Source organism: Klebsiella sp. GFKo11, assembly GCF_056490265.1.
Map to the genome: position 1 here is coordinate 1637246 of NZ_CM151369.1, position 18200 is coordinate 1655445.

Annotated in this window: 11 protein-coding genes; 10 read left to right on the top strand and 1 reads right to left on the bottom strand. The window is 55.8% G+C overall.

Features of this window, described 5'->3' with window-relative positions:
- Positions 1–2: 2 nt before the first annotated feature.
- Positions 3–1214 (bottom strand): hypothetical protein, encoded by a 1212-nt coding sequence (locus tag AC07P6_RS07980; protein ID WP_478315983.1) that lies wholly within the window; start codon positions 1212–1214, stop codon positions 3–5.
- Between the two features lie 403 nt (positions 1215–1617).
- Here AC07P6_RS07980 and AC07P6_RS07985 point away from each other — a divergent pair, with 403 nt between their 5' ends.
- From AC07P6_RS07985 to der, 10 genes are all read left to right on the top strand, one after another.
- A complete protein-coding gene (locus AC07P6_RS07985; protein ID WP_478315984.1) occupies positions 1618–6564 on the top strand; it encodes an alpha-2-macroglobulin family protein in 4947 nt (1648 codons plus the stop codon).
- Complete coding sequence (gene pbpC / locus AC07P6_RS07990) at positions 6565–8889, top strand: peptidoglycan glycosyltransferase PbpC (RefSeq protein ID WP_478315985.1); 2325 nt, start codon at positions 6565–6567, stop codon at positions 8887–8889.
- 160 nt (positions 8890–9049) lie between these two features.
- Entirely contained in the window at positions 9050–9481 is a 432-nt protein-coding gene (gene ndk / locus AC07P6_RS07995; protein ID WP_478315986.1) for a nucleoside-diphosphate kinase, read from the top strand.
- A gap of 288 nt (positions 9482–9769) precedes the next feature.
- The gene (gene rlmN, locus AC07P6_RS08000; protein WP_112215468.1) at positions 9770–10936 is read left to right on the top strand and encodes a dual-specificity RNA methyltransferase RlmN; all 1167 of its coding nucleotides are present in this window, start codon (positions 9770–9772) and stop codon (positions 10934–10936) included.
- Positions 10937–11210: 274 nt separating this feature from the next.
- The gene (gene rodZ, locus AC07P6_RS08005) at positions 11211–12200 is read left to right on the top strand and encodes a cytoskeleton protein RodZ (protein WP_182240395.1); all 990 of its coding nucleotides are present in this window, start codon (positions 11211–11213) and stop codon (positions 12198–12200) included.
- A gap of 26 nt (positions 12201–12226) precedes the next feature.
- A complete protein-coding gene (gene ispG / locus AC07P6_RS08010; RefSeq protein WP_142513075.1) occupies positions 12227–13348 on the top strand; it encodes a flavodoxin-dependent (E)-4-hydroxy-3-methylbut-2-enyl-diphosphate synthase in 1122 nt (373 codons plus the stop codon).
- 91 nt (positions 13349–13439) lie between these two features.
- Positions 13440–14714 (top strand): histidine--tRNA ligase, encoded by a 1275-nt coding sequence (hisS, locus tag AC07P6_RS08015; protein ID WP_182207542.1) that lies wholly within the window; start codon positions 13440–13442, stop codon positions 14712–14714.
- A 34-nt stretch (positions 14715–14748) separates the two neighbouring features.
- The gene (locus tag AC07P6_RS08020) at positions 14749–15369 is read left to right on the top strand and encodes a YfgM family protein (RefSeq protein WP_112215472.1); all 621 of its coding nucleotides are present in this window, start codon (positions 14749–14751) and stop codon (positions 15367–15369) included.
- 10 nt (positions 15370–15379) lie between these two features.
- A complete protein-coding gene (gene bamB / locus AC07P6_RS08025) occupies positions 15380–16558 on the top strand; it encodes an outer membrane protein assembly factor BamB (RefSeq protein WP_110272112.1) in 1179 nt (392 codons plus the stop codon).
- Positions 16559–16673: 115 nt separating this feature from the next.
- Positions 16674–18152 (top strand): ribosome biogenesis GTPase Der, encoded by a 1479-nt coding sequence (gene der / locus AC07P6_RS08030; protein WP_182207541.1) that lies wholly within the window; start codon positions 16674–16676, stop codon positions 18150–18152.
- The last annotated feature ends 48 nt before the right edge of the window (positions 18153–18200 follow it).

The window sequence follows — 18200 nt, forward strand, 5'->3', positions numbered from 1 at the left end:
GCTCAACCGGCAACCGGCGTCAGGTAGCCGACCAATATTCCGGCTAATACCACCGAAACCATGGTGACGGAGACGAACCCACCGACCAGCATTGGGCCCAGCATATGGTGAGTCAGCATCTGGCGCTCTTTTTCATCATGGGTGAGGGCGTTGATGGCCTCGTTGGTAATAATGTAGTCCGCAGGAAAACCATAAAGCGCGGTCAGGGAGATGGCGAATGACATCGGGCCGCTGACGCCAAGCAGTTTCCCAACCAGCCAGGAGACGATAAACATGCCGACAACCGCCGTGGCGATGAGCACCACCATCGGGAAAAGCAGGCGCAGCAGCATCTCCGGAGTCGCTTTATTCAGGGTATCAAAAATGAATAGCATTAATGCCATGATCGCGAAACCAAAACCGTTAGCTTTATGCAGGGTGTGCTTTTCGAGGAAGCCTAAGGAGGTAAAGACCACGCCAAAAAACAGGCACAGTACAAACGGGCTGATATTGACTATCGGCTTGGCAAGGTCAGCAACAAACCAGGCCAGACAGCCGACCAGCGCCAGTCGCAGGAATTTAAAGTAGTTGCTGTTATAGCTGCCGGGGATTTTGCTGAACAGGCGCGGCATTTTCTCTTCCCCGACCGCCAGCATCGCGTGTTCATCCGGGATGTCATCAGCACGGTGCTCTCCGCTGCGGTAGCGGGCAAGCAGCGTTTTGCCTTCGCGTTGCAGCATAATGGCGGTCAGCGGATACCCGGCAAACCCCTGCATCACGTAGATCAAAATGGCAAATACCGACAGATCGACCAGACCGGCGTTGCTTGCGCCTTGCGACATAATCAGCGAGGAAACAATGCCGCCAACCAGCGGAGGAATGGTAACCAGCGCGGTATTGCGGTCAAACATCACCATGCATACCGCAAAAACGGCGGCCGTGATCCCGGCAATACCGGCGAGAGAAATGACCACGGTTTTCCACTGTTGCACTAATTCTTTAAGCGACAGCAGAGTACCCATATTGGTGATTAACAGATACATCAGCATTATGGCAACCGGCGTACCGATTCCGGCCCGGCTGATAATATCCGCAGGAAAAAATGTCCAGTAGCCAACCAGAAACAGAACTGCGCAGACAAATACCGAGGGAATCCAGGCTTTTGTGCGGGTAGAAACAACGTCGCCGATATAAAGAATAAAAACAATAATCGACAGTGCGACCATTTGTGACATAAATAACTTCCATATTATTTATCCCATATATGTTTATGGGACGGGTGGATGTTGTGTTATCAGGTAACTGCGGAACGTGCAGATAATATCTTCGCCATGAGGTCATTTATGCTTTAGAGGCGTTGATATATATCAAATAATTGAAAATGCGAGAGTTGTCAATTTATATAGATTTGCTTTTGAGGAATGCTCAAAATAACAAGACAGCAATAAATTCCTTTTTCAGAGGAAGTAAGAAAAATCCTGGTTAATGCTATTTGATTAATTTATGAGTTCTGATACTCAGTCCTAATGTATCTTTTGCCGGACATTGTTAACGAGCGCGCTATTGGTAATTCTGCCGTTCACGCATAATAATGTGTTCACTGAATGTATCTGGCTCTCGGGCCGAGGGGTTAGAAGGATGAAACCATTTCGTTTAGCGGCGCTATCTCTGGCGCTACTTACTGCGTTATCGTTGACCGGCTGTGACGACAGCGGCAAACCACAGGCGGCTGCCCCAGCGGCCTCCACGGCGGCGGATAAAGACAATGCGAAACCGGATAGCGCCCAGTTGGCGGCGCTGGCGGAAAAAAGCAAAGGCAAGGCGCTAACGCTGCTGGATGCCTCGGAAGTGCAGCTTGACGGCGCGGCGACGCTGGTGCTGACCTTTTCTATCCCTTTACAGCCGGATCAGGATTTCTCCCGCAGTGTACATCTGGTCGACAAAAAGAGCGGCAAAGTGGACGGTGCCTGGGAGCTGGCGCCAAATCTTAAAGAGCTACGGTTGCGCCATCTGGAGCCAAAACGTGAGCTGATTGTTTCGGTTGACCCAACCCTTGCGGCGCTGAATAAAGCGACTTTTGACAGCAGCTTCGAAAAAACCATTACCACCCGCGATATTGCCCCAAGCATTGGTTTTGCCAGCCGCGGCTCGCTGCTGCCGGGGAAAGTCGTTGCCGGACTACCGGTGATGGCACTGAATGTTGATAACGTCGACGTGAACTTTTTCCGCATCAAGCCGGAATCACTCTCCGCTTTTGTCAGCCAGTGGGAATACCGCAATTCGCTGAGCAACTGGGAGTCGGATGAGCTACTGAAGATGGCCGATCTGGTCTATACCGGCCGTTTCGACCTCAACCCGGCGCGCAATACTCGCGAAAAATTGCTGCTGCCGCTGGCGGATATCAAGCCTCTGCAAGAGCCGGGCGTCTATATTGCGGTGATGAATCAGGCAGGCCACTACAGCTACAGCAACGCCGCGACGCTGTTCACCCTTAGTGATATCGGCGTATCCGCACACCGTTACCACAACCGGCTGGATGTCTTTACCCAGAGCCTCGAAAACGGTGCTGCGCAGTCCGACATTGACGTTCAGCTGCTGAATGCCAAAGGGCAAACCCTGGCGCAAGCGAAGAGCGATGCTCAGGGACACGTCACGCTGCAAACTGATAAAGACGCGGCGCTGCTGCTCGCGCGCAAGGACGGACAAACTACCCTGTTGGACCTCAAACTCCCGGCGCTGGATCTGGCGGAGTTTTCGATTGCCGGAGCGCCGGGCTTCACTAAGCAACTGTTTATGTTCGGCCCGCGCGATCTCTATCGACCGGGCGAAACGGTGGTTCTCAACGCGTTACTGCGCGATAGCGATGGCAAACCGCTGGCCGAGCAGCCGGTGAAGCTGGAAGTGGTGCAGCCGGACGGCCAGGTGATTCGTTCGACGGTAAGCAAGCCCGTTAACGGTCTGTACCAGTTTACGTATCCGCTCGATAGCGGCGCGGCAACCGGGATGTGGCATATCCGCGCCAGCACTGGCGACAACCAGCCGCGCGAGTGGGATTTCCACGTTGAAGATTTTATGCCCGAGCGCATGGCGCTGAACCTGACGCCGCAAAATTCGCCGATTGCTCCCGCTACTGATGTCAGTTTTGCCGTGACCGGCGCTTATCTGTACGGCGCGCCGGCCAGCGGCAACCAGCTACAGGGCAAGCTGTTCCTTCGCCCGCTGCGCGATGCAGTGCCAGCGCTGCCGGGCTTCCAGTTTGGCGATATTGCCGAAGAGAACCTTTCCCGCAGCCTGGATGAAGTACAGGCCACGCTCGATGAGCAAGGTCATGCGCAAGTGACCACCGCCAGCCAGTGGCAGGAGAGCCACTCGCCGCTGCAGGTAATTTTGCAGGCCAGCCTGCTGGAATCTGGTGGCCGCCCGGTGACCCGTACTGTCCGGCAGCCTATCTGGCCTGCCGACGCGCTGCCGGGCATTCGTCCGGAGTTTGCCCTGAAAGAGATTTACGACTATCGCACCGACAGCACCATCAAGCAGCCGGTGGTGGATGAAAACGGCAACGCCGCGTTTGAGATCGTCTATGCCGACGCCAAAGGCGAGAAGAGGGCGGTCTCCGGGCTACAGGTCAGGTTGATCCGCGAGCGCCGCGACTACTATTGGAACTGGTCGGATAGCGAAGGCTGGCAGTCGCAGTTCGATCAAAAAGATCTTCAGGAAGGAGAGGAGTCGCTGGATCTGCCCGCTGGGCAGACGGCGAAAGTGAGCTTCCCGGTTGAGTGGGGCCCTTATCGACTGGAGGTCAGAGGGCCGGACGATGTTGTCAGCAGCGTGCGTTTCTGGGCCGGATACAGCTGGCAGGATAACAGCGATGGTCAGGGGGCCGCGCGTCCGGACCGCGTTACCATGAAGCTGGATAAACCAGCCTATAAACCGGGTGACACTATCAAGCTGCACATTGCCGCGCCGGCAGCCGGTAAAGGCTATGCGCTGGTGGAATCAAGCGAAGGGCCGCTGTGGTGGCAGGAAATTGACGTTCCGGCGGAAGGCATGGATTTGTCGATTCCGGTGGATAAAGCCTGGAATCGCCACGACCTGTATCTCAGCACCCTGGTGATTCGTCCGGGGGATAAATCACGCTCCGCGACGCCAAAACGGGCAGTGGGTCTGTTGCATCTGCCGCTTGGTGATGAAAATCGCCGTCTGAATCTGGCGCTGGAAGCGCCGGATAAAATGCGCCCGAACCAGCCGCTGACGGTTAAAGTTAAAGCCAGCGTCAAAGAAGGCGAGACGCCGAAGCAGGTTAACGTCCTGCTCTCCGCCGTCGATAGCGGCGTTTTGAATATTACCGACTACGCGACGCCGGATCCGTGGAACGCTTTCTTTGGTCAGAAGCGCTACGGTGCGGATATTTACGATATCTACGGTCAGGCCATTGAAGGACAGGGGAGGCTCGCCAGCCTGCGCTTCGGCGGCGATGGTGATGAACTCAAGCGCGGCGGTAAACCGCCGGTCAATCATGTGACGATTATCGCCCAGCAGGCGCAGCCGGTGGTGCTGGATGAGAAAGGCGAAGGCACGGTAACGTTGCCGATTGGCGATTTTAACGGCGAACTGCGGGTGATGGCCCAGGCGTGGAGCGCTGATGATTTCGGCAGTAGTGAAGATAAAGTGATCGTTGCAGCGCCGGTAATTGCCGAGCTGAACATGCCGCGCTTCCTCGCCAGCGGAGATACTACTCGCCTGGCGCTGGATCTCAGCAATCTGACCGACAAGCCGCAAACGCTCAATGTTGCGCTGAACGCCAGCGGTCTGCTCCAGCTTGAAGGCGGGGAAGTACCGCCGGTACAGCTGGCTCCTGGCGCGCGCAGCACTTTGTTTGTGTCCGTTCGCGCGCAGGACGGTTTTGGCGACGGCCAGGTGAACGCCACTATCAGCGGTCTGAACCTGCCTGGCGAAACCTTCACCCCGATGCAAAAACAGTGGACGCTGGGCGTGCGTCCGGCGTTTCCGGCACAAACCGTGAATTCCGGCGCGGTATTACAGCCCGGTGAAAGCTGGCAGGCTCCGGTGACGCAAAGCCAGGGTTTCTCGCCCGCCACGCTGCAAGGGCAACTGGTATTCAGCGGTAAGCCGCCGCTGAATCTGGCGCGCTATATTCGTGACCTCAAAGCTTATCCCTACGGCTGCCTGGAGCAGACCACCAGCGGGCTGTTCCCGTCGCTCTATACCAACGCCGTCCAGCTAAAAGCGTTGGGGATCAGCGGAGACAGCGATGAAAAACGGCGCGCGGCGGTGGATATCGGCATTTCGCGCCTGCTGCAAATGCAGCGCGATGATGGCGGTTTCGCCCTGTGGGATAAACAAGGACCGGAAGAGTACTGGCTGACTGCTTACGCGATGGACTTCCTCGTGCGAGCGGGAGAGCAGGGCTATAGCGTGCCGACGAATGCTATTAACAACGGCAACCAGCGCCTGCTGCGTTATTTACAGGAACCGGGGCTGATGACCGTTCGCTATAGCGATGATGCCCAGGCCAGCCGCTTTGCTGCTCAGGCCTATGCTGCGCTGGTGCTGGCGCGGCAGCAAAAAGCGCCGCTCGGCGCGCTGCGCGAAATCTGGAATCGCCACGAGCAGGCGCGTTCTGGTCTGCCGTTGTTGCAGTTAGGCGTTGCGCTGAAAGCGATGGGCGATGCGCCTCGCGGTGACGAAGCTTTGAAGCTGGCAATGTCTACGCCGCGTCAGGACGCAAATCGCTGGCTTGGCGACTACGGTAGCGAGCTGCGCGACGATGCGCTGAAGCTGGCGCTGCTGGAAGAGAACAAGCTGCTGCCGGAGGCGCAAAACAGGCTGCTAAGCAACCTGGCGGAAGAGGCTTATGGTCAGCGCTGGCTCTCAACGCAGGAGACCAACGCGCTATTCCTTGCCGGGCGCTCGTTGCAGGATGTTCCTGGCAACTGGCAGGTACAAACCTCGCTGCAGGCCGAACCGCTCTCCGGTGACAAAGCGCAAACTCGCAACCTGACCGGCGACCAGTTGGCGGCGCTGCAGGTGACCAACACCGGTCAACAGCCGCTGTGGCTACGTCTCGACAGCAGCGGGTATCCGCAGAGCGCTCCACAGCCTGGCGGTAACGTGCTGGGTATCGAACGGCAAATTTTCGATACTCAGGGTCAGCAGAAATCGCTCTCTTCACTGCGCAGCGGCGAGCTGGTACTGGTGAAGCTGGAAGTCACAGCCAAACGCAACGTACCGGACGCGCTGGTGGTCGATTTACTTCCGGCAGGGCTGGAGCTGGAAAACCAGAATCTGGCCAACAGCAGCGCTAGCCTGCAGGAGAATGGCGAGGTGGTGCAGAATCTGCTCAACCAGATGCAGCAGGCGGATATCCAGCACATTGAATTTCGCGACGATCGTTTTGTCGCTGCGGTGGCTATCAACGAAGGACAGCCTGTGACCCTGGTTTATCTGGCGCGGGCGGTGACGCCGGGGACTTATCAGGTTCCGCAGCCGCAGGTGGAGTCGATGTATGTGCCGCAATGGCGGGCAACCGGCGCGGCCAGCGGCCCGCTAACCGTCACCCCGTAAATGCGCGGATTGAGTGGTATAAAACGCCGCTGGCGCTGGCTGGCGGCGTTCTTTTTTCTGCTGTGGCTTGCGGTGCTGGCGGCTGACAGACTATGGCCGCTGCCGCTGCATGAGGTTACGCCCGCAAGGGTTGTGGTGGCGGAAGACGGGACGCCGTTGTGGCGCTTTGCCGATGCGCAGGGCGTCTGGCGCTATCCGGTGACGCTCGGTGACGTCTCACCGCGCTATTTGCAGGCGCTGATCCAGTACGAAGATCGCTGGTTCTGGGATCATCCCGGCGTCAATCCCTTTTCTATCGCGCGTGCCGCCTGGCAGGATCTGACCTCCGGTCGGGTGATCTCCGGAGGCAGTACGCTGACCATGCAGGTGGCGCGTCTACTCGATCCTCATCCGCGTACTTTTGGCGGCAAGCTGCGCCAGCTATGGCGGGCGCTACAGCTGGAGTGGCATCTGTCGAAAAGCGATATTCTCACGCTATACCTCAACCGGGCGCCGTTTGGCGGCACGTTACAGGGCATTGGTGCGGCGAGCTGGGCCTACCTGGGTAAACCGCCCGCGCAGTTGAGTTACGGCGAAGCGGCGCTGCTGGCGGTACTGCCGCAGGCACCAAGCCGTCTGCGTCCCGATCGTTGGCCCGAGCGGGCTCAGGCAGCGCGCGATAAAGTGCTGCTGCGGATGCAGAGCCAGGGCGTGTGGCCTGAAAAACCGGTGCGTGAAGCTATCGAAGAACCAGTGTGGCTCTTTCCACGCCAGATGCCGCAGCTGGCGCCGCTTTTTTCCCGCCGCGCTCTGGCGAGCAGCCGTGAAGATAAGGTAGTGACGACGCTGGATGCCGGACTACAGCGGCAGCTGGAAGATCTGGCGTTAAACTGGAAATCGCGCCTGCCGCCGCGCAGCTCGCTGGCGATAGTCGTGGTCGATCATACTAATATGAAGGTGCGCGGCTGGGTGGGATCGGCGGATATTACCGATGATAGTCGCTTTGGTCACATTGATATGGTGGCGGCGATTCGCTCACCTGGTTCAGTACTTAAACCATTTGTTTATGGCATGGCGCTGGATGAGGGGCTGATTCATCCGGCTTCTTTACTGCAGGACGTGCCGCGTCGTTTTAGCGACTACCGGCCGGGCAATTTTGACAGCGGTTTTCATGGGCCGGTGAGCGCCAGCGAAGCGCTGGTTCGTTCGCTGAACCTTCCGGCGGTGCAGGTACTGGAGGCCTACGGGCCGAAGCGGTTTGCCGCTAACCTGCGCAACGCTGGTCTGCCGCTGATGCTGCCAGCGGGCGCGGAGCCGAATCTGTCGCTGATCCTTGGCGGCGCCGGGGCGAGGCTGGAGGATATCGTGGCGGCGTATAGCGCATTTGCCCGTCACGGCAAGGCCGGGCGATTGCGTATCACCCCTGACGCTCCGCTAGTGGAAAGACCGCTACTGTCGCCGGGCTCAGCCTGGATTGTGCGGCGTATTCTTGCTGGTGAAGCGCAGCCTGTTCCTGATGCATCGCTGGTGCAGGTGGTACCGCTGGCGTGGAAAACCGGCACCAGCTACGGCTATCGCGATGCCTGGGCGATCGGCGTTAATGCCCGCTATCTGATCGGCATCTGGACCGGGCGACCCGATGGCACGCCGGTGGTCGGGCAGTTTGGCTTCGCCAGCGCGGTGCCGTTGCTTAATCAGGTGAATAATATGCTGCTGGCGCGACCCGCGATGGGCCGCGGCGGATTGCCGACCGACCTGCGTCCACCGTCGGTCAGCGCCGGGAACATTTGCTGGCCCGGCGGGCAGCATCTAGCGTCAGGAGATGCGAACTGTCGCCGACGGTTGGCAACCTGGCTGCTGGATGAGAGCCAGCCGCCGACGCTGCTGCTGCCCGGTCAGGAAGGGATTCGCGGTATTCGTTTCCCGGTATGGATGAATGACAAAGGGCTGCGGGTGGCGGCAGATTGCCCCGGCGCGGTGGAAAAAAATATCGACGTCTGGCCGCTGCCGCTCGAACCCTGGCTCCCCGTTGGCGAACGGCGTCGCGCCAGACTGCCTGCAGTATCGGCTGATTGTCCGCCAGTACAAACCGCGGACCCCGCGCCGCTGGTGCTATCCGGCATTCGCGAGGGATCGGTGATTAAACGCCTGCCCGGTGAGCAGAAGGTTATGCTACCGCTGCAAACGACCGGCGGGGAAGGGCGGCGCTGGTGGTTTCTGAACGGCGAACCACTGGTGGTGGAAGGCGTTAACGCAACCCTCAGCCTGGAACGCCTCGAAAATTATCAACTGGTGGTGATGGATGAGGCCGGGCAAATTGTTGCCGCGAATTTCACCGTACAATAAGCGGAGCTGTCATAGATTGGTCGGATTTGTTGTTTAAAGTCGCTTTTTTTTAAAAAAATGTTACCTAAACACATAGGCAACCGCTGTAGATGATGATTATAATTCGCGCCGTATTTATCTGCTCATCTGCAAAACAGAACAACACATATAAGAGGTTATCATGGCTATTGAACGTACTTTTTCCATCATCAAACCAAACGCGGTGGCAAAAAACGTTATTGGCGGCATCTTTTCTCGCTTTGAAGCTGCAGGGTTCAAAATTGTCGGCACCAAAATGCTGCACCTGACCGTTGAGCAGGCTCGCGGTTTTTATGCTGAGCACGAAGGTCGCCCATTCTTCGACGGCCTGGTTGAATTTATGACTTCCGGCCCGATTGTCGTATCCGTGCTGGAAGGCGAAAATGCGGTTCAGCGTCACCGTGACCTGCTGGGCGCAACCAACCCGGCGAACGCGCTGGCAGGTACCCTGCGCGCTGACTACGCTGACAGCTTCACCGAGAACGGCACCCACGGTTCTGATTCTGCTGAATCTGCTGCGCGCGAAATCGCGTTCTTCTTTGCGGAAGGCGAGGTTTGCCCGCGCACCCGCTAATCCTCGTCGTCTTTTCGACCGTCGCGGTGTTGGCTGCGCGCGTTCACCCCGGTCACATAGTTATCTATGCTCCCGGGGCTTCACTTGCTTGCCGCCTTGCGACAATCGAAAAGCCATAGAGGATTAAGTATGTGGTTACGATTTTTTTATCATTGACTGCGTGCAAGCGTGGTATTGATGCGCCAGACTTTGTAGAATACAGCGCCCCGGACGAGCAGTTGCTCCCGGGGCGTTTCTTTTTCAACCCTCCAGGGGCCATAACGTGTAATAACGAGGCCGGGATCAATTATGTCTGAACAAATAGTCACACCTGATAGCGCCGCTCTGACGGTGCCGAACAAAGATGCCAAAATCAACCTGCTGGATCTGAACCGTCAGCAGATGCGCGAGTTTTTCAAAGATATGGGCGAAAAGCCTTTCCGCGCCGATCAGGTGATGAAATGGATGTATCACTACTGCTGCGATAACTTTGATGAGATGACCGACATCAACAAAGTCCTGCGCGGCAAACTGAAGGAAATCGCGGAGATCCGCGCACCCGAAGTTGTTGAAGAGCAGCGCTCCAGTGATGGCACTATCAAATGGGCGATTGCCGTTGGCGATCAGCGCGTTGAAACCGTGTATATCCCGGAAGACGATCGCGCCACCCTGTGCGTCTCTTCCCAGGTTGGCTGTGCGCTGGAGTGCAAATTTTGCTCTACGGCGCAGCAGGGCTTTAACCGTAATCTGCGGGTATCGGAAATTATCGGCCAGGTCTGGCGTGCGGCGAAAATTGTCGGCGCGGTGAAGGCAACGGGCGTGCGTCCGATCACCAACGTGGTAATGATGGGGATGGGCGAACCGCTGCTGAACCTGACCAACGTGGTTCCGGCGATGGAAATCATGCTCGACGACTTCGGCTTTGGCCTGTCCAAACGTCGCGTGACCCTGTCGACTTCAGGTGTGGTACCGGCGCTGGATAAGCTTGGCGATATGATTGACGTTGCGCTGGCGATCTCCTTGCACGCGCCGAACGACACCATTCGTGACGAAATCGTACCGATCAACAAGAAATACAATATCGAGACCTTTCTGAACTCGGTGCGTGGCTACATTTCGAAGTCCAACGCCAACCAGGGCCGCGTGACTATCGAATACGTTATGCTGGATCACGTCAATGATGGTACCGAGCATGCGCATGAGCTGGCCGAGTTGTTGAAAGATACACCATGTAAGATCAACCTGATCCCATGGAACCCCTTCCCGGGCGCGCCGTATGGCCGTAGCTCCAACAGCCGTATCGACCGTTTCTCCAAAGTGTTGATGGAGTACGGTTTTACCACGATTGTGCGTAAAACCCGTGGCGATGACATTGATGCTGCCTGCGGCCAGCTGGCGGGTGATGTCATCGACCGCACCAAGCGCACGCTGCGTAAGCGTATGCAGGGTGAAGCGATCGACGTTAAGGCAATCTGATAAATGATGCAGCGCGCAACCAGGGTTGTGCGTTGCATATTTATGTTGAATAGCCGGGCGAAATACACTGGTTTGGTTAATAATTACGGTGCGTTTTTGTCGACTTTGAGGCAGTATGTAGCGGTACAACAACCGCTTAGCATTCAATATTGATAAGTCTCTGTGATAGTACGTCATACGGCCTTATACTGTTTGTCTGACGTTGAGCAGATGTCTCGCGGCGCGGGGTTACCGGCGCTGAACTTTAAATTTCACGTACCAGTAATTGTAGCGAATGAATACTGAAGCCACTCAAGACCATCAAGAAGCAAACACCACGGGCGCGCGTCTGCGTACGGCCCGCGAACAACTCGGACTCAGCCAGCAAGCGGTGGCAGAGCGCTTATGCCTGAAGGTTTCCACGGTTCGTGATATTGAAGACGATAAGGCCCCAGCCGATCTTGCTTCAACCTTCCTGCGCGGCTATATCCGTTCTTATGCTCGCCTTGTGCACATTCCCGAAGAAGAACTGCTGCCAATGATGGCGAAACAGGCTCCCATTCGCGCGGCAAAAGTTGCGCCGATGCAGAGTTTCTCGCTGGGCAAACGTCGTAAAAAGCGTGATGGCTGGCTGATGAGCTTTACCTGGCTGGTCCTGTTTGTGGTGATCGGACTCAGCGGCGCCTGGTGGTGGCAAGACCACAAAGCGCAGCAGGACGAGATCTCCACCATGGCCGATCAATCCACCGCTGAGCTGAATTCTGGCGATAATAATAGCCAAAACATTCCTCTGGATAATGATTCGGCGAATTCTGCACCGGACGCTGTTGCTAACAGCGCGCCGGTAGAGACTTCTACTGCGCCAGCGGCGTCAACCCCGGCTCCGGCCCCGGTAGATAACAACGCCGTTGTTGCGCCTTCTCAGGCGAATGTCGACACTGCGGCAACTCCAGCGCCTGCAGCGGTAAATCCAACCTCTCCACTACCTACCGATCAGGCAAACGTGGCCGCTACGGCGGCTTCAGCTCAGGATCTGGTGCTGAACTTCTCCGCTGATTGCTGGCTGGAAGTGAGTGATGCTACCGGTAAAAAGCTGTTCAGCGGTTTGCAACGTAAAGGTGGTAACCTGAATCTGAGCGGTCAGGCACCTTATAAGCTGAAAATTGGTGCACCGGCAGCAGTACAGATTCAGTATCTGGGTAAACCCGTCGATTTGAGTCGTTTTATCAGAACTAACCAGGTTGCGCGTCTGACCCTTAATGCCGAACAATCACCGGCGCAGTAATAGACGGGTAACGCGGGAGATTTTTCATGCATAACCAGGCTCCGATTCAACGTAGAAAATCTAAACGAATTTACGTTGGGAATGTGCCGATTGGCGATGGTGCACCTATCGCCGTACAGTCGATGACCAATACTCGCACCACTGACGTGGCGGCGACAGTCAATCAAATTAAAGCGTTAGAACGCGTTGGCGCAGACATTGTCCGTGTTTCCGTGCCGACAATGGACGCGGCTGAAGCATTCAAGCTTATCAAACAGCAGGTTAATGTCCCGCTGGTTGCCGATATCCACTTTGATTACCGTATTGCGCTGAAGGTTGCGGAATACGGCGTCGATTGCCTGCGTATTAACCCAGGTAATATCGGTAATGAAGAGCGTATTCGCATGGTAGTGGACTGTGCTCGCGATAAAAATATTCCCATTCGTATCGGGGTGAACGCCGGTTCTCTGGAAAAAGATCTCCAGGAAAAATATGGTGAACCGACGCCGCAGGCGCTGCTGGAATCTGCCATGCGTCATGTCGATCATCTCGATCGTTTGAACTTTGATCAGTTCAAAGTCAGCGTAAAAGCTTCCGATGTATTCCTGGCTGTTGAATCCTATCGTCTGCTGGCGAAGCAGATCGATCAGCCTCTGCACCTGGGGATCACCGAAGCCGGTGGCGCCCGCAGCGGTGCGGTGAAATCGGCTATTGGCCTCGGTTTGCTGCTTAATGAAGGCATTGGCGACACCCTGCGTGTTTCGCTGGCGGCGGATCCGGTTGAAGAGATCAAAGTCGGATTCGACATTCTGAAGTCTCTGCGCATTCGCGCGCGCGGCATTAACTTTATTGCTTGCCCAACCTGCTCGCGTCAGGAGTTTGACGTTATCGGCACCGTTAATGCGCTGGAGCAGCGTCTGGAAGATATCATTACGCCGATGGATATTTCGATCATTGGCTGCGTGGTAAACGGTCCTGGTGAGGCGCTGGTATCTACGCTCGGCGTAACCGGCGGCAATAAGAAAAGTGGCCTGTACGAAGATGGCGTACGTAAAGACAGGCTGGATAACGACGATATGATCGATCAGTTAGAAGCGCGTATCCGTGCCAAAGCATCGATGCTTGATGAAGCGCGTCGTATCGATATTCAACAGGTTGAAGCAAAATAACGTGTTGGGAAGCGATACGCTTCCCGTGTATGATTGAACCTGCGGGCGCGAGGCGCCGGGGTTCATTTTTGTATATATAAAGAGAATAAACGTGGCAAAGAACATTCAAGCCATCCGCGGCATGAACGATTATCTGCCGGGCGAAACCGCTCTCTGGCAGCGCATTGAAGGCACACTGAAGCAGGTGCTCGGTAGCTACGGTTACAGCGAAATCCGTATGCCGATTGTAGAGCAGACCCCGTTATTCAAACGCGCGATCGGTGAAGTCACCGACGTGGTTGAAAAAGAGATGTACACCTTTGAGGACCGCAATGGCGATAGCCTGACGCTGCGTCCGGAAGGTACGGCTGGCTGCGTACGCGCCGGTATCGAACATGGTCTCCTGTACAATCAAGAACAGCGCCTGTGGTACATCGGGCCGATGTTCCGCCATGAGCGTCCGCAAAAAGGGCGCTATCGCCAGTTCCACCAGATTGGCGCGGAAGCGTTCGGTCTGCAGGGGCCGGATATTGATGCCGAACTGATTATGCTGACCGCTCGCTGGTGGCGTGAGCTCGGTATCTCCAGCCATGTTGCGCTGGAGCTGAACTCCATCGGTTCGCTGGAGGCTCGCGCCAACTATCGCGATGCGCTGGTGGCTTACCTTGAGCAGTTTAAAGATAAGCTTGATGAAGACTGTAAACGCCGCATGTACACCAACCCGCTGCGCGTACTGGATTCCAAAAACCCGGACGTACAGGCGCTGCTGAACGACGCGCCAGCGCTTGGTGACTATCTTGACGAAGAGTCTAAAGAGCACTTCGCTGGGTTGTGCGCTCTGCTGGATGCCGCCGGTATCAGCTATACCGTGAACCAGCGCCTGGTGCGTGGTCTCGACTATTACAACCGCACTGTGTTTGAGTGGGTAACGACCAGCCTTGGTTCACAGGGCACTGTTTGTGCCGGGGGCCGTTATGATGGTCTGGTTGAGCAACTTGGTGGTCGCGCAACCCCTGGCGTGGGTTTTGCTATGGGGCTGGAACGTCTGGTTTTACTGGTCCAGGCAGTAAATCCGGAATTTAAAGCAGATCCTGTTGTCGATATATACCTGGTAGCCTCCGGAACCGATACCCAGTTTGCTGCTATGCGTCTGGCTGAACAGGTTCGCGATGCGTTACCCGGCGTTAAGCTGATGACCAACCACGGCGGCGGCAACTTCAAGAAGCAGTTTGCCCGTGCGGATAAATGGGGCGCTCGTATTGCTCTGGTGGTGGGTGAGTCAGAAGTCGCTGACGGAAACGTGGTAGTGAAAGATTTACGCTCAGGTGAGCAAACTACCGTAACGCAGGATAGCGTTGCCGCGCATTTGCGCACACTTCTGGGTTAATCTCCCGGGAATCATTAGTCAGGAGAAGGACTGCGTGGAAACTTACGATAACGAAAACGATCAGGTCGATGCGCTGAAGCGTTTCTTTGCCGAAAATGGCAAAGCGCTGGCCGTCGGAGTGGTTTTGGGCGTTGGCGCACTGGTTGGCTGGCGCTACTGGACATCCCATCAGTTGGACACTGCCAGAGGTTCGTCTCTGGCCTATGAGAATGCGATTTCCGCGCTTAAATCGGATAAGCCAGAAGCACTGAACGCGGCGCAGAAATTTGCCGCTGACAGTAAAAACACCTATGGTGCGTTTGCGTCTCTTGAGCTGGCGCAGCAGTTTGTCGATAAGAACGACCTGCAGAACGCTGAAAAGCAGCTTCAGCAGGGGCTGACAGCCGCTTCTGATGATAACCTGAAATCGGTTATCAATATGCGTCTTGCTCGCGTTCAGCTGCAGCTAAAGCAGCCTGATGCCGCGTTAAAAACCCTTGATGCCGTTAAAGGCGAAGGTTGGACCTCAATTGTCGCTGATTTGCGCGGTGAGATCCTGCTGAGTAAAGGCGATAAGCAAGGGGCTAAAGCGGCCTGGGAAGCGGGCGAGAAAAGTGATGCTTCACCAGCGCTCAGCGAAATGATGCGTATGAAAATAAATAATTTGTCCATCTGAGAGGGACTCGATGCAATTGCGTAAATTACTTTTGCCAGGGCTGCTTTCCGTTACTTTATTGAGCGGTTGTTCGCTGTTTAATAGCGAAGAAGATGTGGTGAAAATGTCACCATTGCCGACGGTGGAAAACCAGTTTACGCCGTCCACGTCCTGGAGCACCTCAGTTGGCGGCGGTATCGGCGAATTTTACTCTAATCTTCACCCGGCGTTTGCCGATGGCGTTGTCTATGCCGCCGATCGGAAAGGCACCGTTAAAGCTCTGAATTCAGGTGACGGTAAAGAAGTATGGTCGGTTAACCTGGCAGAGAAAGACGGCTGGTTCTCCCGCGCGCCTGCACTGCTTTCCGGCGGCGTGACCGTTTCTGGCGGTCATGTTTATATCGGTAGTGAAAAAGCCAAAGTCTTTGCGCTGAATACCAGCGATGGCACCGTCGCGTGGGAAGCTAGCGTGGCGGGTGAAGCCATTTCTCGTCCGGTGGTGAGCGACGGCATGGTTCTGATTCATACGACCAACGGTCAGTTGCAGGCTCTGAACGAGGCTGATGGTGCAGTAAAATGGACCGTCAACCTTGATATGCCAGCGCTCTCCCTGCGTGGTGAATCCGCTCCCGCTACCGCCTACGGTGCTGCCGTTGTTGGTGGTGACAACGGTCGCGTAAGCGCTGTGCTGATGCAGCAGGGCCAGATGATTTGGCAGCAGCGTATCTCTACCGCGACCGGCCCGACTGAAATCGACCGCCTTAACGACGTCGATACAACTCCGGTTATCGTTAACGGCGTCATTTATGCGCTGGCCTATAACGGCAACCTGACGGCGCTGGATCTGCGTAGCGGCCAGATTATGTGGAAACGCGAGCTGGGTTCAGTGAACGATTTCATTGTTGATGGCAACCGTATTTACCTGGTTGACCAGAATGACCGTGTGCTGGCGCTGACCACTGACGGTGGCGTGACGCTGTGGACGCAAAGCGATCTACTGCATCGCCTGTTAACTGCGCCGGTGTTGTATAATGGAAATCTGGTCGTCGGCGATAGCGAAGGCTATATGCACTGGCTCAACCCGGAAGATGGTCACTTTGTGGCCCAGCAGAAAATGGATAGCTCCGGCTTCCTGACCGACCCGGTAGTTGCCGACGGTAAACTGCTGATTCAGGCCAAAGACGGCACGCTGTACGCAGTTACGCGTTAAGTACAGCAGTAGTTTGTTTTTGAGAAACGGCCCCTGGCAGACAGGGGCCGTTTTGACTTTTTTAGAAACGTCGTGAAAAGCGACGTTGTATCGATTTTTGTAAGAGGCATTTAACATGATACCTGTGGTCGCGCTTGTCGGGCGCCCTAATGTTGGAAAATCCACGCTTTTCAACCGTTTAACGCGCACTCGTGATGCGTTGGTCGCGGATTTTCCGGGGCTGACTCGTGACCGTAAGTACGGTCGTGCTGAAGTAGAAGGTCGCGAATTTATCTGTGTCGATACCGGCGGGATCGACGGTAACGAAGAGGGTGTAGAAACGCGGATGGCAGAACAATCGCTGCTGGCGATTGAAGAAGCGGACGTGGTGTTGTTTATGGTCGATGCGCGCGCGGGCTTGATGCCTGCGGATTCAGCAATCGCCAAGCATCTGCGCTCTCGCGAAAAACCGACTTTCCTGGTGGCGAACAAAACTGACGGTATCGATGCCGATCAGGCAGTTGCTGATTTCTGGTCATTGGGTTTGGGTGAAATTTATCCGATTGCTGCTTCGCATGGTCGCGGTGTGACCAGTTTGCTGGAGCACGTCCTGCTGCCGTGGGTTGACGAAGTAAACCCGCCAGAAGAAGTGGACGAAGACGCAGAATATTGGGCAAAGTTTGAAGCTGAGCAGAACGGCGAAGAAATTGAAGAGCCGGAAGATGACTTTAACCCGCAGGATCTGCCGATCAAGCTGGCAATTGTTGGTCGCCCGAACGTCGGTAAGTCAACGCTCACCAACCGCATTCTGGGTGAAGACCGCGTGGTGGTCTACGATATGCCCGGCACCACTCGCGACAGCATTTATATCCCGATGCAGCGCGATGAGCGTGAATACGTACTCATCGATACCGCGGGCGTGCGTAAGCGCGGCAAAATCACTGATGTCGTAGAGAAATTCTCAGTTATCAAAACCCTCCAGGCGATTGAAGACGCCAACGTGGTGATGTTGGTGATTGATGCCCGCGAAGGTATTTCCGATCAGGATCTGTCCCTGCTGGGCTTTATTCTCAACAGCGGCCGTTCGCTGGTGATTGTCGTCAACAAATGGGATGGTCTGAGCCAGGAAGTCAGAGAGCAGGTTAAAGAAACTCTGGACTTCCGTCTGGGCTTTATCGACTTTGCTCGCGTGCACTTTATCTCCGCACTGCACGGTAGCGGCGTAGGCAACCTGTTTGAATCCGTACGCGAAGCGTATGACAGCGCAACCCGTCGTGTGGGTACCGCGATGCTGACCCGTATTATGACCATGGCGGCAGAGGATCATCAGCCGCCGCTGGTACGCGGTCGTCGTGTGAAGCTGAAATATGCTCATGCCGGTGGTTATAATCCGCCAATTGTGGTCATCCATGGTAACCAGGTTAAAGACCTGCCGGATTCTTACAAACGCTATCTGATGAACTACTTCCGCAAATCGCTGGAAGTGATGGGCACGCCGATTCGTATCCAGTTCAAAGAAGGGGAAAACCCGTTTGCTAATAAACGTAATACCCTGACGCCGAACCAGATGCGTAAGCGCAAGCGCCTAATCAAGCACATCAAGAAAAGCAAATAAGCTATCAGGACGATTCACCCACCAGCACGAACCCCCCAAAGCCCGCAT

What these genes read in the sequence shown, in the direction of transcription:
- AC07P6_RS07980 (WP_478315983.1), bottom strand. Translation starts at nt 1,214, where the DNA reads ATGTCACAAATGGTCGCACTGTCGATTATTGTTTTTATTCTTTATATC.
- AC07P6_RS07985 (WP_478315984.1), top strand. Translation starts at nt 1,618, where the DNA reads ATGAAACCATTTCGTTTAGCGGCGCTATCTCTGGCGCTACTTACTGCG.
- pbpC (WP_478315985.1), top strand. Translation starts at nt 6,565, where the DNA reads ATGCGCGGATTGAGTGGTATAAAACGCCGCTGGCGCTGGCTGGCGGCG.
- ndk (WP_478315986.1), top strand. Translation starts at nt 9,050, where the DNA reads ATGGCTATTGAACGTACTTTTTCCATCATCAAACCAAACGCGGTGGCA.
- rlmN (WP_112215468.1), top strand. Translation starts at nt 9,770, where the DNA reads ATGTCTGAACAAATAGTCACACCTGATAGCGCCGCTCTGACGGTGCCG.
- rodZ (WP_182240395.1), top strand. Translation starts at nt 11,211, where the DNA reads ATGAATACTGAAGCCACTCAAGACCATCAAGAAGCAAACACCACGGGC.
- ispG (WP_142513075.1), top strand. Translation starts at nt 12,227, where the DNA reads ATGCATAACCAGGCTCCGATTCAACGTAGAAAATCTAAACGAATTTAC.
- bamB (WP_110272112.1), top strand. Translation starts at nt 15,380, where the DNA reads ATGCAATTGCGTAAATTACTTTTGCCAGGGCTGCTTTCCGTTACTTTA.
- der (WP_182207541.1), top strand. Translation starts at nt 16,674, where the DNA reads ATGATACCTGTGGTCGCGCTTGTCGGGCGCCCTAATGTTGGAAAATCC.